At 71.6% G+C, this 15,644-nt stretch carries 10 protein-coding genes; 7 read left to right on the top strand and 3 right to left on the bottom strand.

What is annotated here, in order from left to right:
• Positions 1–59: 59 nt before the first annotated feature.
• The gene (locus tag HCJ94_RS08560; RefSeq protein ID WP_168000430.1) at positions 60–3,632 is read right to left on the bottom strand and encodes a S8 family serine peptidase; all 3,573 of its coding nucleotides are present in this window, start codon (positions 3,630–3,632) and stop codon (positions 60–62) included.
• 197 nt (positions 3,633–3,829) lie between these two features.
• Positions 3,830–5,473 (bottom strand): CocE/NonD family hydrolase, encoded by a 1,644-nt coding sequence (locus tag HCJ94_RS08565; protein ID WP_168000431.1) that lies wholly within the window; start codon positions 5,471–5,473, stop codon positions 3,830–3,832.
• Positions 5,474–5,805: 332 nt separating this feature from the next.
• Here HCJ94_RS08565 and HCJ94_RS08570 point away from each other — a divergent pair, with 332 nt between their 5' ends.
• Positions 5,806–6,621, top strand: coding sequence for a PPOX class F420-dependent oxidoreductase (locus tag HCJ94_RS08570; RefSeq protein WP_168000432.1), 816 nt, complete (start codon positions 5,806–5,808; stop codon positions 6,619–6,621).
• 257 nt (positions 6,622–6,878) lie between these two features.
• On the opposite strand, the gene HCJ94_RS08575 is transcribed toward HCJ94_RS08570, so the two are convergent.
• Positions 6,879–9,011, bottom strand: coding sequence for an MMPL family transporter (locus tag HCJ94_RS08575; protein ID WP_168000433.1), 2,133 nt, complete (start codon positions 9,009–9,011; stop codon positions 6,879–6,881).
• A gap of 101 nt (positions 9,012–9,112) precedes the next feature.
• Between HCJ94_RS08575 and HCJ94_RS08580 the strand changes: the two genes are divergently transcribed.
• The 6 genes from HCJ94_RS08580 (at position 9,113) to HCJ94_RS08605 (ending at position 15,596) form a co-directional block, all read left to right on the top strand.
• Positions 9,113–10,426, top strand: a complete 1,314-nt coding sequence (locus HCJ94_RS08580; protein WP_168000434.1) for a sensor histidine kinase — start codon at positions 9,113–9,115, stop codon at positions 10,424–10,426.
• Complete coding sequence (locus HCJ94_RS08585) at positions 10,378–11,022, top strand: LuxR C-terminal-related transcriptional regulator (protein WP_168000435.1); 645 nt, start codon at positions 10,378–10,380, stop codon at positions 11,020–11,022. The genes HCJ94_RS08580 and HCJ94_RS08585 overlap by 49 nt, the downstream gene beginning before the upstream one ends.
• A 74-nt stretch (positions 11,023–11,096) precedes the next feature.
• Positions 11,097–12,080 (top strand): winged helix-turn-helix transcriptional regulator, encoded by a 984-nt coding sequence (locus HCJ94_RS08590; RefSeq protein ID WP_168000436.1) that lies wholly within the window; start codon positions 11,097–11,099, stop codon positions 12,078–12,080.
• Positions 12,077–12,895, top strand: a complete 819-nt coding sequence (locus HCJ94_RS08595) for a hypothetical protein (protein WP_168000437.1) — start codon at positions 12,077–12,079, stop codon at positions 12,893–12,895. The genes HCJ94_RS08590 and HCJ94_RS08595 overlap by 4 nt, the downstream gene beginning before the upstream one ends.
• Before the next feature lie 102 nt (positions 12,896–12,997).
• Complete coding sequence (locus tag HCJ94_RS08600; RefSeq protein WP_168000438.1) at positions 12,998–14,188, top strand: aromatic ring-hydroxylating oxygenase subunit alpha; 1,191 nt, start codon at positions 12,998–13,000, stop codon at positions 14,186–14,188.
• Positions 14,189–14,321: 133 nt separating this feature from the next.
• Positions 14,322–15,596, top strand: coding sequence for a hypothetical protein (locus HCJ94_RS08605; RefSeq protein ID WP_240944060.1), 1,275 nt, complete (start codon positions 14,322–14,324; stop codon positions 15,594–15,596).
• Positions 15,597–15,644: the final 48 nt, after the last annotated feature.

The raw sequence follows: 15,644 nt of genomic DNA on the forward strand, positions 1-15,644 counted from the left end.
GCCGGCTCCCCAGTCCCGTCTGCGGTTGGTTCGCTTGAGTACCGGGACGGTGCGTGGGGCTAATGCATCGTGACCCGTACCACGTCCCGTGCCGTCTCGATCTCTCGCTCGACCAAGCGGATCAGGATCATCTTCTGGCCGGAGCCGTACTCGTCGGTGTCCATGCGGAAGGTCCAGTCCGTCAGGCCCGTGGCGGCCCGCCACCCGGCCGGATCGGCCGCGCCGTTGCGGTCCACCACCTGCCACTGCACCACCGCGTTCGGCGTCACCGTGAACGTGCTCGCCGTCACCGCCGACGTGGTGCTGTCCTGGCGCGCCCGCGCGTAGACGGTGTGCTCACCGACCGGCAGCTTGCCGAGGGACACCGACCAGGTGCCGGTCGTCGAGTCGAGTTCCGCCTCCACCGGATTGCCGAACGACGCGTCGTCGACCGATACCTCGACCCGGCGCTGGCTCGGGTGGTCGCCCGCGCCGGTCGGGTCCTCGCCCAGGTCGGGGAAGGTGTACCGCCCGCCGGCGCGCACCGTCTCGTCCTCGGACACCGCCGTGCCGTCCGCCGGCGAGTCGATCGTCACCCCGAAGTCCAGCCCGCTCGGCGGCAGCGGCGCGGGCGTGATCTGTACGCGGGACGCGTGCTGACCTTCGAACCCGAACGCCCATGACCGCGCACCGAGCAGTTGCACCTGGAACGTGAGCTGCTCCCCGGTGAACGCCGGCCGGTTGGTGCGGAACGAGTAGGCGTACCGGGTCCAGCAGGTCTCGCCGAGGGTGGCGCACGTTGCGCCGCCCGGCCCGCTGCCAAGCACCGGCTGGGCCAGCCCTTCGCCCGTGCCGATCTCGCGGTCGGTGGCCATCAGGACGCCGACCGGCCGGATCACGGCGGGTGTCTCACCGGCGATGTACAGCTCCACATTGACCGTCGACTCGGCGGGCAGCGGCGCGTCGAGGGTGTCCGTACTGGCGAAGATGCCCACCGGCCGGTACGCCGCGACCACCGACGTGACCCGGGACTCGAAGCAGGGTTCCAGGTCGCCCGCGCTGTCCGCGCGGTCCATGTACTGCTCGTTGTCCGTCGCCGCGCAGCCGCTCACGCCGGGCGTCGACGCGACACGGCGGTGCAGCCAGTACGACAGGGTGTTGTCACCGAGCGGCTGGAGCGTGGATTGTGCCGCGGGCGACTTGGCCGCCGCGACCTTCTGCAGTACGGCCAGCGCGCCAGCCGAGGTGGCCACGTCGGCGAGGTCCACGCCGAGCCCGCTGGCGAGCGCCGAGGAGTCGGCCTTGCCGTCGCCGTCTCGGTCGAAGCCACCCCACAGCGTGTCCCGCACGGCCCGGTCGTAGGCGAAGAACTGGTCCTCGAACGGCCGCTCCGGCAGTTGCGCCTCGCCGAGCAGGACGGCGACTGCCCGCTGGGCGGCCTCCGGGGTGGCTGCCCCGTACCCCTCGAAGAGCACGTTCGGCTCGCCCGTGTACGGCGCGGTCAGCGGGTACGCGTACGGCGCTCCCGTCTTGTCCCGCCCGAGCGGCAGGGCGCTCTTGAGCACGGCCTGCCGCAGCTCGTCGCGGGTCAGCTTGCCGTCGGCGAGGTAGCCACTCTCCGCGCGGGGCACGCCCACCGCCACCGCCTGACCGGGGCGCTGCCCCGCGGCGCCGTCGCCGAGAGCGGCCCGCACCTGGGCGAGCACCGTGCCGAAAACCCCCGCGGTGTATGGCGTCGCGGCCGAGGTGCCGCCGAAGGCGCACTGGCCCACCGTGCCGGTCCGGCAGGCCGAGGGCAGGTTGCCATCACCCCAGGACGACAGGTGTACCGGGATGCCGTCGCCGACGATCGCCCGCTGGTTGTCGCGCCGGATCGCGCCCACGGTGATGTTCCAGTCCGGCCCGGTCTGGTCGGAGTGCCAGGTGCTCACCGGTACGTCGAACGCGTTGCCGACCCCGTTGCCGGCGGCGAACAGGGTGGTCTGGCCGCGCTCGGCCGCCCGCTTGGTCACGTCCTGCCCGTTAACGATGGGACCGACGGGCGCGCCGCCGACGTAGCCGAACGAGTTGCTGGAGATGTCGACCCAGGGCAGTTTGGCCACGACGGTTTCGTCCAGCGCCTCGACGACCACCAGCAGGCAGGTCGGGCAGTAGCCGTACCGGTTGCCGGCGGAGACCGACGCGGATCCCGAGCCGTGCCCGTTGTCGTCCAGGATCGGATGCGGGTCGTCGGATGACGTGACCCCGGTCGAGCCACCGGCGTCCACCGCTCCGATGATCTTCGTGCCCGGGATCCAATACATCGAGCCCGCCTGGACCGTGGTGTTCCCCGACCAGATCTTGGTGTCCTCCGGCGGGAAGTAGCCCCGGCCGAGCGTGATGTTCAGCGCCTTGGCGTCCTTGGGATAGCCGGGAACGTACTCGCCGGGGTGCCGGGTGAAGTTCCAAGTCAGCGCGAGGACGTCCGGGTCCGGGTAGGTCTGCGCGGAGAACTCGAGGTGATACGGGTTGATGCCGGTGTCGGCGATGCCGATCACGGTCAGCGGGGTGGTCTTCGTGGCGATCACCGCCGGGTCGGCCACCAGCACGCTGGTGGTCTCCCGCCGCTCTAGTCCCGCCGCGTCGGTGGCCTTCAGCGTCACCAGGTGCCGCCCCTCGGGCAGGTGCGCGGTCACCGAGGCGCCGGCGGTCTCGAACACCCCGTCGCTGTCGAGGTCCCAGGCCGCGGCGACCGGCGCTGCTCCGCCCTTGACCGTGCCGCGCAACGCCTGCTCGGCGCCGGTCGCGAACGCGTACGGCCCGCCGGAGGTCACCTCGGGCCGCGGGTCGGCGGCGCCGGTCTCGCCGGTCACCACGACCCGTACCTGCTCGGGCGGCACGGTGGCGAACTTGACCGCGACCGCCCGCCAGGCACCGGGCGCGGGCGAGGCGACGACCGCCTCCTCCGGCTGGCCGGCCGAGGCGCCGGACGATGCCACCCGGGCACCCGTCGGGTCGTACACCTCCAGGTCATAGTCGTTGACGGCGTTGGTAAAGGAGAGCTTGACGGTGATCCGCCGGGTCCCGGCCGGCACCGCAAAGCCGAACTCCAGCTTCTCCCCGGTCGCCACGGTCCCCGGGGTGAGGTCGCTGTTCGTCCGGTCGAGCAGCGTGGTCTCGCCGGCCTGGTAAACCACGGCGCGTGCGGTGTCCGATGTGGACTTCCCGGTGGCGTCCCGCACGGTCAGGGTCACCGGGTAGCTGCCGGCGGCCAGGCCGGTGGTGTCCAGCTCGGTGCTGGACGCGTCGGGGCTGATGAGTTTGCCGGCCGGACTGGACCAGGAGAACTGGTACGGGGCGGTGCCGCCGTACGCCGAGCCGAGCAGGACCGCGCGCTCGCCGGCGGTGACGAACGGACTGTCGCCGGCATCGGCGACCAGCGGCGCCGGCGCGGGCGCGGGGGTCGTGGCTGCGGGGTCGGCCGTCCCGGCGACCGGGACCGTACCCGACAACGGTGCCGACACCTTGCCGTTCTTCACGGGCTTGCCATCGACGGTGGCGATCGTGACGGTCGCTGAGGTCGCCGCACCGGCGGTGCCCGGTGGGAGGGCGACGAGCAGGGCGAGTGTCGCGACGCCGGCCGCGACAAGGGCGCCTCGTGTCTTGGTGGACACGCGGGTTCCCCTTTCACTGGGAGGGAAGACCGACGGAAGCCTGTCCTACCGATGTATCGCCCAGGCCACCTGCGGCGTAACAGCCGCTCGACGCCGCTGCGCTCGCAACCATCCGCCAGTCGGTCATACCGCCAGTCGCGGACTCGGAATCGGGTAGGGGTCCGGGCGAACCGGACCCCTACCCGCATCACGACAGCTCAGGACCGCTCGAACCGCAGCGAGGTATCGACCGGGAGGGTGAGCCGGGCGTCGGCCAGATCCAGCACGATCGTCGACCCGTCGGCCACCGGTTGCAGGCTCGGCTGGTCACCCACGGTGTTACCGGCCGCCACCAGCACGATCCGGCTACCGGCTTGGACGACCGTGTCCTGCGGGAAGAAGTCGACGTTTACCCGCTGCGGCAGACCAGCGACGCTCAACCGGCCGGCCGCCGGATCCGTCACGTGGTTGAGGCTCTGCGCCGCCCAGTTGATCGGGCGCTCAGTGCCGTCGGCCCGCCGTTCGATCAGCGACAGCACCAGGCTGGCCCGGTTGCCGCTGGCGGTGACCGTGGCCTGATACCTGGGCATGCCGGACAGCACCATGTCGCGGTTCAGCGGGGCCGAGGCGAAGAGCACCTTGCCGTTGCCGAGGCCACTGCTGGACTCCTCGGCCTCCGTGGCGAGCCGACCCTGGTAGTCGTAGTAGTGCACCGAGCCGGTGCCTGGTGCGGTGCGGAGGCTGCCATCGGCGCGCGGGTACAGCTCCACTGCGTCCCGGACACCCAGCAGCCAGTCCTTCTCGTGCCGCCACCGTCCGGCGTCGTCCTGAACCTGGACGGCCGGCGCGGCGAGGATGCCGGTGTTGCGTTCCTTCAGGAACTGGTCGAACCAGGCAACCATCACCTGCTCCCACCAGTCGGCGCGCGCCGGCCACGCGTGCGCCCACTGGCCCAGCCATGCCTTGAACGGCACCCCGGTCCGTTGCACATCGGCCAGCCAATCGGCCATGTTGTGCGGCTTCACGTTCCAGTCCTGCAGGCCATGGATGTAGAAGACACTCGCCCGCTGCCGGTTCGGCGTGGCGCGCAACTCGGCACCGAAGTCACGCAACTGCCAGTACCCGTCCTTGTTCCCGTTGACGGTGGAGGTGACGCCGCCCTCCTGGACCCAAACCTGCTCGGAGCAGACCTCGCCGGCGACGGCGCCCGGTATGTGCACCGGATCGCGCAGTTGGGTGCTGCCGGTGTACAGGCCGACCGGACTGAGCCCCACCAGGGTCCAGTAGTAGGTGTTGAACCCGAAACCCTGGATGTTGATCGGCACTCCGTTGACGAAGTTGTACTTGTACAGGTCAGAGATTCCGCTGATCGGCACGATCGTCTTGAGCGACGGTGGCGCTTCCACCCACACGTCCTGTGGTGCGGTGCCGTCGTAGCTGACGCCCATCAGCCCGACCCGCCCGTTCGACCATGGCTGATGGCCGTAGTGTTCGATCACCGCCGCGGTGTCCCGGGCCTCGGTCGGGCCACCGATGGTGAAGCAGCCCTCGGAGTTGCCGGTGCCGCGCAGCGACACGACGCCGTAGGCATAGCCGCGGGGCACCAGGACATCCGCAGCCCGCCCGAGTAGATGGCGGAGACCGCCCTCCAGCACCGGCGAGCCGCCACCGTAGTACGGCGTCACGTCGAGCACCACCGGGACCGGTTCGCTGACCGGCGGGCGAACGATCCAGCTGTCCACCATCGCGCCGTCGGGTGCGGCAATCCGATGGTGCTCGACGATCGAGCCGGTCACCGTCACCCCGGGGATCGGTTGGGACACATCGTGCAGGTACGCGGTGGTCGGCGGGCTGTCCGACACGGCCGGCGCCGGCGCGACCAACGGGGTTTCCCCGGCCGCCGGCGCCGGGGCTGCCGGGATCAGCAGGACCGCAGCCACCCCGGTCGGCAGCCACCAGCGAACGCTCCGTCTGCGAGTAGGCGACGTCATCGCCGCCCCCGTGCGGTCGGCGCAGAAGGTAACCGAACGACGGACACAAGGCCCTCCGAGAGGTGAGAAGGGATCGACGCTTGTGATATCTGCGCAGCTCACCAGAACGCAACAGCTGCGGCAGGTCGACGTCCGTCGGGGTCAGCCCGTGGCGCGTCCGCACCCCTCGGTCACATCCTCGGGGCCTGCCGCGTCGTCCGGGCATGAGAGGGATCGTGCGCGGCCTCGCCGCGCTGCTGGCTGCGCTCGCTGTCGTGGTCGGCGTGTGGGCGTTGGTCGCACCGGACAGGTTCGCCGCGGCGGTCAACTTCCCGGAGCATCGGCACTTCGTCCATGACGTGGGCGCCTTCCAGCTCGGTATCGGGGCTACGCTCCTGCTGGCCCTGATCTGGGCGGACGGGCTCGCGGTCGCTCTTGGCGGGTACCTCGTAGGGGCGGTCGCACACACCGTGTCGCACATCGTCGACCGGAACGAGGGTGGCAGCGATCTGCAGACCTGGTTGATCGCGGTGTCGTCTCTCGTGGCCGCGGCTGCGCTGGTGGCGCGGTGGCGGGAGCTCGGCTGGGTGCTGGGTTTCGTGGCGCCGACTCGTGTGTCATCGTTCGTGCCGTTCGGGCGGCAGAAGACCGTCGTGCTGACCACGTTCCGCCGGGACGGCACGCCGGTCGTGACGCCGGTCAGCATCGCGGTGGCGGATGATCGGGCGTACGTACGCAGCTTCGAGCGGGCGTGGAAGACGCGGCGGATCGCGCACAATCCTGCGGTGGTGGTGGCGCTGTCGACGGCGCGTGGCGTGGCGACCGGGCCGGGGGTGGCGGCTTTGGCGCGGCGCTTGACGGGTCCGGAGTATGTGGGGGCCGCCCGTGCACTGCGTCGGAAGTATCCGCTGCTGCACGGGGTGCTCGTGCCGCTGACGCATCGGGTCGGGCGGCGCCGGTTCGGCCGTACGGTTCACTTCGCGCTGGTCCCTGCCAGTGTGGACCGGGCTGAGGTGGCGGCACCCGAGGCGTGGTCCTGAACGCCCGGCAAACGTGTGCCGAGCGGGACGGAGTGGTGAGGCGCGGCCGGTGCGCTGGCGCCTCATCTCATTTCCGGAATCAGCGAGACACGCGGGACGAGGCTCCCCATGGGGGATCCGTCAAGGCCGTACGGACCACATACTGGATGCCTGATCAGGGCTGTCCGCGATCAGGCGGCGACCAGTGGGCAACGTACGGCGCCGGCCGTACCGTCGGGGTGCGGCCGGCGCCCATGAGTTCTCCCGCAGCCGGGCTCCTACGACCCCACCGGAATCCGCTCGACCGGCGGGGCGGCGAGCGGCCGGAACGCCGGCCGGGCCAGGGCGCTCGGCCACCAGGTGCGGGGGCCGAGGTCCAGCGCCAGTGCCGGGACGAGCAGGCTGCGGATGAGGAACGTGTCGAGCAGCACCCCGACGCTGATGATGACGGCCGTCTGCACGGACGGCACCAGCGGCAGCACGCTCAGCGCGCCGAACGTGGCCGCCAGCACCACGCCCGCGCTGGTGATGACCCCGCCGGTGACGGTCAGCGCGTGCGGCACGCCCTGCTGGTGTCCCAGCCGCGCCGTCTCCTCGCGGGCCCGGGTGGCGAGGAAGATGGTGTAGTCCACGCCGAGGGCGACGAGGAACAGGAACGTCTGCAACGGGATCCCGACGAACAGCTTCGGGTAGCCCATCGCGTCGAGGACCAGCCCGGCCGCGCCCATCGCGGCGACGTAGGACAGCACCACGCTCGCGAGCAGCAGCAGCGGCGCGACCAGCGCGCGCAGCAGCAGCACCAGGATGACGAAGACGACCGCCAGCACCAGCGGCACCACGATCCGGTTGTCGCGGCTGACCGTCCGCTCCTCGTCGATCAGGTACGCGGTGTCCCCGCCGACCAGGGCCTGCCCGTCCGGCACGCCGTGCACCGCGTCGCGCAGCCGCTCGACGGTGGCGAGCGCCGCGTCACTGTCCGGCGTGGCGGCCAGGACCGCGGCGACGCGTACCCATCGGCCGTCGGGGGAGGGTTCCGGCTCGCCCACCTCGGCCACCCCCGGCACGGTACGGGCGGCGGCCACCACCTGGTCGGCCGAGCCGGCGGCGGCCAGGATCTCGGCCGGCGCGACGGTGCCGCCCGGGTAGTGCGCCTCGATCATCCGCTGGCCGGTGATCGAGCCGACCTCCCTGGTGAAGGTCTCGTCGCCGGGCAGGCCGATGCTCAGGTTGCCGATGCCGAAGCTCAGGGCGACCAGCGCCGCCGCCGTTCCCAGCCACACCGGGCGGGGCCGCCGCCCGACGAACCCGGCGATCCGCCGCCACACGCCGTGCTCGGCCGCCACGTCGAGCCCGACCGCGTCGGGCGAGTACCGCGGGACGAACGGCCAGAACAGCCACCGCCCGAAGATGACCAGCACGGCCGGCAGCAGCGTGGTCATGGCGAGGAACGCCGCGGCGATCCCGACCGCGCCGACCGGCCCGAGGCCCCGGGTGGACGGCAGGTCCGCGGCGAGCAGGCACAGCAGGCCGATTGCGACGGTCGCGGCCGAGGCGCCAATCGCGCCGTACGACCGCCGGAGCGCGACGGCCATCGCCGCGTGCCGGTCGGCGTGCCGCCGCAGCTCCTCGCGGTAGCGGGCGATGAGCAGCAGGGCGTAGTCCACGCCGACCCCGAAGACGAGGACGGTCAGGATGCTCTGGCTCTGGAAGTCCACGGCCAGCCCGGCGTGCTTGGCCAGCAGGTACACCACCGCGCTGGCGAGCTGGTTGGCCAGCGCGACCGTGATGAGCGGGATCAACCACAGGACCGGGCTGCGGTACGTGATGAGCAGCAGCAGCGCGACGGTGGCCGCGGTCGCCAGCAGCAGCGCGCTGTCCATGCCGGCGAACGCGTCGAAGACGTCGTCCTCGGCGGCGGCCGGACCGGTCAACGCGGTCTTCAGCCCGGCCGGCGGGTTCTCCAGGTGATCCTTGATGTCCGCGACCGCTTCGGCCCGCTGGTCGGCGTCGCCGCCGACGGGAAAGGAGAGCAGCAGCGCCTGCCCGTCCTCGCTCGGGACCGGCGGGGACACCTGGCCGCCGTCGGCGTACCGGGAAAAGGCCCTGCGGTCGGCCTCGGCCCTGGCGCGGTCGGCGTCGGTGAGCCCGCTCTCCCGGACGTAGACGGCGACGGCCAGGGGCTTCTGCGAGTCCGGGAACGCCTCCTCCGCCCGGTGCACCGCCCGGCTGGCCTCGGCGGTGGCGGGCAGCGCGCCGAGGGCGTCGTTGTCCTGCACCTCGGTCAGCTTGATGGCGAGGGGCCCGGCCGCCGCAATCAGGACGAGCCAGAAGACGAGCATCGCGTACTTGCCGCGGCGGCCGGACGGTATGCCGGCCAGTCCTTTCCGCGCGGTTTCCGTGGTCGTGGTCATGCCTTCGATCCTTCGAGCGGCGCGGGTCGAAGACAGGAGTGCCAGGTCCCGAACGGGGGTGGTGGTAGCACCACCGAAATCCGTGGCACCGGGGGCGGAGAATGAGCGCCGTGGACAGCTCCGTACGTGCCGTGGTGTGGCAGTTGGTGCGGCCCGGCGCGGTCGCCGCCGTGCAGGGCCTGGCCGTGGCGCTGCTGAGCCTGACCACCAACGTGGCGCTGTTCGTGCTGTCGGTGGTGTCGCTCGCGCTCATCCCCGCGTTCGGCATCGGGTTCGCGCTCTTCCCGGCGGTGACCGTGCTGGTGCGCCTGTCGGTGGGGCTGCAACGCCGGCTGAGCCGCTGGAGCCGTGCGCCGATCGCGTCGCCGTACCAACCGGTCCCGGCCGGCGCGTCGCTCGGGACCTGGAAGCGGTTCCGCTGGGTGGTCTCGGACGCGGCCACGTGGCGGGACTTCGCCTGGCTGATCCCTGGCGCGATCACCGGCGGGGCGTGCCTGCTGGCGTTCGTGCTGCCGTTCTACGGCCTCGAAGGCGTCCTGCTCGTGCCGATACTGCTGTACGCCATCACCGACTGGTACGGCTACGGCGTCTTCTGGCCGATGGACAACTACCTGGAGGCGTGGCTGTCCATGCCGCAGGGCTGGCTGATTTTCGGCGGCGGGCTGGCCGTCCCACCGTGGCTGGTGTGGCTGCACTTCCGCTTCGCCGGCTTCTTCCTCGCACCCACCCAGGCGCAGGAGCTGGCGCTGCGCGTACGGCACCTCGCCGCCACCCGCGCCGACACCATCGACAGCCAGGCCGCCGAGCTGCGCCGCATCGAACGCGACCTGCACGACGGCGCGCAGGCACGGCTGGTCGCGCTGCGGATGAGCATCGGCCTGGCCGAGGAACTCCTGGCCGACGACCCGGCCAGGGCGGCGCGGCTGCTCAGCGAGGCGCAGGAGGCCAGCGGCCGGGCGCTGGTCGAGCTGCGCGATCTCGTACGCGGGATCTACCCGCCGGTGCTCGCCGAGCGCGGCCTGGACGGCGCGGTGCAGGCCCTCGCCCTCACCGTCACGCCGCCCGTCGACGTCGACGTGGACCTGCCCGGCAGCCCGCCGGCGGCGGTCGAGTCCGCGGCGTACTTCGCGGTGGCCGAGTTGTTGACGAACGTCGCCAAGCACAGTGGAGCTGGTCGGGCTTGGGTCTCTCTTGTTCATCGGGACGCGGTGCTGCGAGTCGTTGTCGGTGACGACGGGCGCGGCGGCGCCTCTTTCGATGTCGACAGCGGCCTGGCGGGTGTGCGACGCCGGCTGGCAGCCTTCGATGGCACGATGACCGTCACGAGTCCGCCCGGCGGACCGACCGTCGTGACCATGGAGCTGCCGTGCGCGTTGTCATCGCGGAGGATCTCGCCCTCCTCCGGGACGGGCTGACGCGCATCCTCGACGCGTACGGCTTCCAGGTCGTCGAGGCGGTCGCCGACGGGCCGTCGGTGCTGCCGGCGCTCACCCGGCACCGACCCGACGTCGCCGTGCTCGACGTACGCTTGCCGCCCACCTTCACCGACGAGGGACTGCAGGCGGCGCTCGCCGCCCGGGTGGAGATGCCGGGGCTGCCGATCCTCGTGCTGTCGCAGCACGTCGAGCAGCTGTACGCGCGGGAGCTGCTCGCCGATCGGCGTGGGGGAGTCGGCTACCTGCTCAAGGACCGGGTGTCGAACGTGGGGCAGTTCATCGACGCCGTGCGCCGAGTCGCGGACGGCGGGATGGTGATGGACCCCGAGGTGGTGTCCCAGCTGCTGGCCCGGAACGCGGGCGCTGACCGGTTGGGGGAGCTGACCGCTCGGGAGCGGGAGGTGCTGGGGCAGATGGCGGAGGGGCGGTCGAACGCGGCGATCGCCGGGCGGCTGTTCGTGACCGAGAAGGCGGTCAGCAAGCACATCAACAACATCTTCAGCAAGTTGGGCATGCCGCCGTCGGACGACGACAACCGACGGGTGCTGGCGGTGCTCGCATACCTGAACGGCTGATTCGCCGACCAACAGGGTGTATAAGTATTATCTATGGAGGTTAGGTAATGCTTATATCGACGTCTGCGTGGCGCGTGCTGACGGACGCTGGCGTCGCGCTCATCCCACGTGGCGCCGACCGCGTCGAGCTGAGCTACGCCGACGCCCGCGTCACCTTGACTGTTGTCGCGTCTCCAACCCCGCTGAGCCCCCGTGACATCGCTGCTCTGGTCAGCCGCCATCCGGAACCTTGTTTGATCATCGTTCCGGCGGCTACGCCCGCCGTTCAAGAGGCGGTCGAGGCGGCGGGCTGGTCGTGGCTAGCCGAAAGCGGGCAGGCGATCACGGGTGTGCTGCGCATCGGCGGGGAACGAATTGCACTTCAGCCTCAGGCAGAAGCGGCTAAGCGATCCGCCAAGCGGGGCCCGGTGCCGTGGGGAACCTTCACCCTGGTTCGTCGGATGGTGCAGCGCCCGTACACCACCCAGCAGGAACTGGCCGCCCTCGTCGGCGTCTCCCAGCCGCGGGTGTCCCAGGCCTTGCGCACGCTTGCCGATCAAGACGTCGTGCAGCGCACGTCGAGCGGGTGGACGGTCCGGAAACTGGATGAGGCGATCCGGTGGTGGCTGGAGAACTACCCGGGACCGGGAGGCATCAGCACGTACTGGTACGGCTTGGCGTCAGCGGTCGAGCAGGCCCGGACGGTCGTCGAGATGGTCGCGGCAGGCGACTCGCATGGCGTCGCGGTCTCCGGAGATGTCGCGGCCGACATCATCGCTCCCTGGCGTGCCCCGACCCGCGCCATCCTGTATGCCACCACCGGCGTGAACCTGGCCGATACGGGCTTCATCCCCTCAGGCGTGGAGGAGGCAACGCTCGAATTCACCGTGCCGAGAGACCCGGGCCTGTGGCAGCCGTCCGGTATGGCGGTACCCGCCACGCCCAATCTTCCCCTTGCCGACCCGCTCCAGATCCTCTGGGATGTGCGGCGTTCGCCGGGCTCCGACAGCGAGGAGGCGGCGCAGCGGGTGTGGGACGTGCTGCGCCGCGATCACCGTGATCGGGGGTACGCGGCATGACCGGTCCGACGCCAGCGAGTCCGGCCCCGGCCGAGCCCCGACCTGTCTCGCTCGTCTCCACCAGCCGGGCCGCAGACGCCGGATTTCTGACGCTTGCCGATCTGGCGCAGATCACCACCACTCTGGACCTGGACTACCGGATCGTCGGTGGGCACATGGTCACCCTGCTCGTGGCGCTGCACGGGGTCTCCGCGCAGGTGCCACTGCGGGAGACCGCTGATGCCGACTTCGCCGCGTTGCCCACCGTCATCGCGGACCCTCGTCTGCCAGCCGCCCTCATCGAGCGCGGCTACCGGTCTCGGGAGGCAGCCAACCGATTCACGCGCGACACCGACGATCGGTACGGGCAGCTGAGCCTGGTGATCGACATCCTCGCGCCGTCGTACCGGGGCGGGCTGGTGCCCAACCAGAGGCACGGCGATCTGGTGGTCGACGAGGTGCCCGGCCTCGTACTCGCCCTGCACCGGCCTGCCGAGCTGCTGGACGTCCGCGTACAGCTCACCAACGGCGAGGAGCTCAGTCTGCGCCTCGCGCTCCCGGACGTAACGTCCGCGCTCTGCCTGAAGGCGCTCGCCTACCGCGGACGGTTTGCTCCGAAGGACGCGGTCGACCTGTGGCGGCTCATCCACGCGGCTTACGCCGCCGGGCTGCGAGTCGCTGACTGGCCGGTCAGCGTCACCGGACGCCAGGCCGCGGAGGTACTGCACCGCTTCTTCGGCGCACCCGCCGTGGCAGGGCTCAAGCAGATGTCCTCCAGCGCTGCGGACCGGACTCGGATGCAGGCCCTGGTCCGGCAGCTGGTGCCGGTCGGGTAGCTGCTGGGGTTGTCGAGCTCGCGAAGGGGCGGTTGAGCTGCTTGTCGACAAGTCCCTTGCGGCGGTGGTTGGATCGGGAACGCCCGCAGCGCAGGAGGACCAGTGTCTGTTCGCTTCGACGGCCCGGCCGCACCGTTGGACGCGGACGACCTGCTCGCGGCGTCGCTGCCGTTCGGCTCGTCCCGCACGTTGCCGGCCCGCGCGTACACCTCGCCGGAGGTGCTGGCGTGGGAACGCCGGCACCTCTTCGGCGGCGGCTGGGTCTGCGTCGGCCGGCGGTCGGAGCTGGGCGGGGCAGCCAACCAGCGGGCGGTCACGGTGGGCGACACGGGGCTGCTGTTGACCTTCGACGGCGCGACGGTGCGGGCGCTGGCGAACGTGTGCCGGCACCGCGGCCATGAACTGCTTGCCGCGGGCGAGACGGCGAACCGGGCGGCGATCGTGTGCCCGTACCACGGTTGGGCGTACCGGCTGGACGGCACGCTCGCCGCGGCGGCCGCCATGAGCGGCGTCGCGGCCTTTGATCCCGCGGATCACGGCCTGATCGAGCTGCCGGTGGCGCAGTGGCAGGGCTGGGTGTTCGTCAACGCGGCGGGCGGGGCTCGGCCGTTCGCGGAGTACGTCGGCGCCCTCGACGGGCTGATCGCGCCGTACCAGCCTGAGGGCCTGCGCCTCGGCGATCGCCATGAGTACGACGTCGCGGCGAACTGGAAAGTGATCGTGGAGAACTACCACGAGTGTTACCACTGCCCGCGGATCCATCCGGAGCTCTGCCGGGTCTCGCCGCCGGCATCGGGTGACAACTGGGATCTGCCGGGCGCCTGGATCGGCGGCTCGATGGACCTGCGGGAGCACGCCGAGACCATGTCGCTGGACGGCCGGTCGCGCGGGCGGTTCATCGACGGGGCTCCCCGCGGCACGGTCCGGTACGTCGGCCTCTTCCCGAACCTGCTGATCTCGGCGCACCCCGACTACGTCATGACGCACCGGATCGAGCCGCTCGCACCCGACCGGACGCGGGTCGAGTGCAGCTGGTACGTGCCGGAGGACGCGACCGAGGTGGCGTACGCGGTGACGTTCTGGGACATCACCAACCGCCAGGACTGGGCGGCGTGCGAGTCGGTCCAGCGCGGGCTCTCCTCTCCCCACTTCCGGCCGGGACCGTTGGCGTCGAACGAGGACGCGGTCCATCAGTGGATGAGCTTCGTCGCCCGGGCGTACCTGGATCCCGTCGCCACCTTCACCGCCGCCTGCCGCCCTGACGAGAAGCGCGACGGTGTGCCGGTGACCTGACGGCACGTCCGGACACTTCGCCTGGACGGGCAGCAATGGGGCCGGTTTCCGGTCGCCGCGTTTCCCCAGCGGAACGTGAGCGGTTGTGCCGGATGTGAGGGGGGAGTCACCCGCAGCTCTGGCAACCAGGGACGTGAGGCGTCCGGACTGGCGGGCCCGGTGGGCGGAGCGGGAGAACGAGCGACGGCGACGCGCGCACGACGCCGACGCCGAGAGCTGGCGCCGGCGGGCCGACGAGCTGGCCCGGCTGCGCGCCGAGGTCGACTGCTTCCACGGCTACCACGAACCCGGCCTACCGGTCGACCTCGAGGACGACGAGGTCGTCTTCCGCGTACTCCCGGCGGCGGAGCTGGTCGAGGCCACCGCCCGGCACCTCGCCGGGCTGCCCGCGCCGGGGCTCGCCGTCACGCCGCTCCCCGCCGACGCGCCCGGCCGCGCGCTGCCGCGCGGCCTGCGAGTCACCGACGCGGGCCTGGCCGTCGTCACGGACCGCCGCGTGGCCTTCGCCGGTCCGCGCGGCCAGCGCCATTGGTGGTACGCCGACCTCACCGGACCCGCGCACCACGCGCAGGCCCCGGTCACCCTGCTGCACACCATCCACGGCGGGAAGCTCGCCGGGCTGCGGGTGCCACCGGAATCCGCCCTGAACTTCCGGTTCTATCTGACCCTCGCGTTCGCCGACGTCCTTGGCGACCGCGACGTGGTGGCCGCGTACCTCGACGAGCAGATCACCGCCCACGAGCAGGCGCGGCCGGCGGTGCCCGACCCGGCCGACGCCGACGTGGCCCCGCAGATCGCGCTGCTGCACGACCGGCGGATCGCCGTCGGGGCGGCGGCCGTCGCGATGCTCGTCACGGCGACGACGGTGGGCATCGTGGGGCACGGTAGGCCGGCCTCGGAACTCAACGGGCAGGCGTCGGCGATCGGCGCGGTCAGCACGGTCGCCCCGACCGCCAGCGGCGCAGCCGCCACGACGAGCGCTGGACCGGGCGGGGAAGTCACGCCGCCACCGTCCCGGGAGGCCGCCGCGGGAGGCTCGACAGTAGTTGCGGGGGCGACGGGCGGTGTCGTGGCCCCGGTACGGCCGTCGCCCACCCCGACCGTCTCCGGTGACCCTCAGCCGCAGCCGACGTCCAGCGGTCCCCAGACGAGCCCTTCGCCGTCGGCCGCACCGACCGAGATCGACCGCTGCGGGGCGCCGCCGAACCCGTACGGCTACAACTACTGCGGCGGCGCGCTCATCCACCAACCGGCCGCCGACGTGTGCAGCTACTTCCCCTGTATGGCCGACTTCCTGAGCGGCAGCGGCCACCTGGTGACGTGCCGAGACGGCCTGATCGGCCTGGTGGGCGGACAGCCCGACGAGTGCGCCGACCATCGCGGTATCAGGAGGACGGTGTACGCGTAGCGCCGGGTGCGCATCCTCGACGCGTTGCCGCGAGCGTCCGAAATGGAT

This window comes from Micromonospora thermarum, assembly GCF_012034245.1.
Lineage (GTDB): Bacteria > Actinomycetota > Actinomycetes > Mycobacteriales > Micromonosporaceae > Micromonospora > Micromonospora thermarum.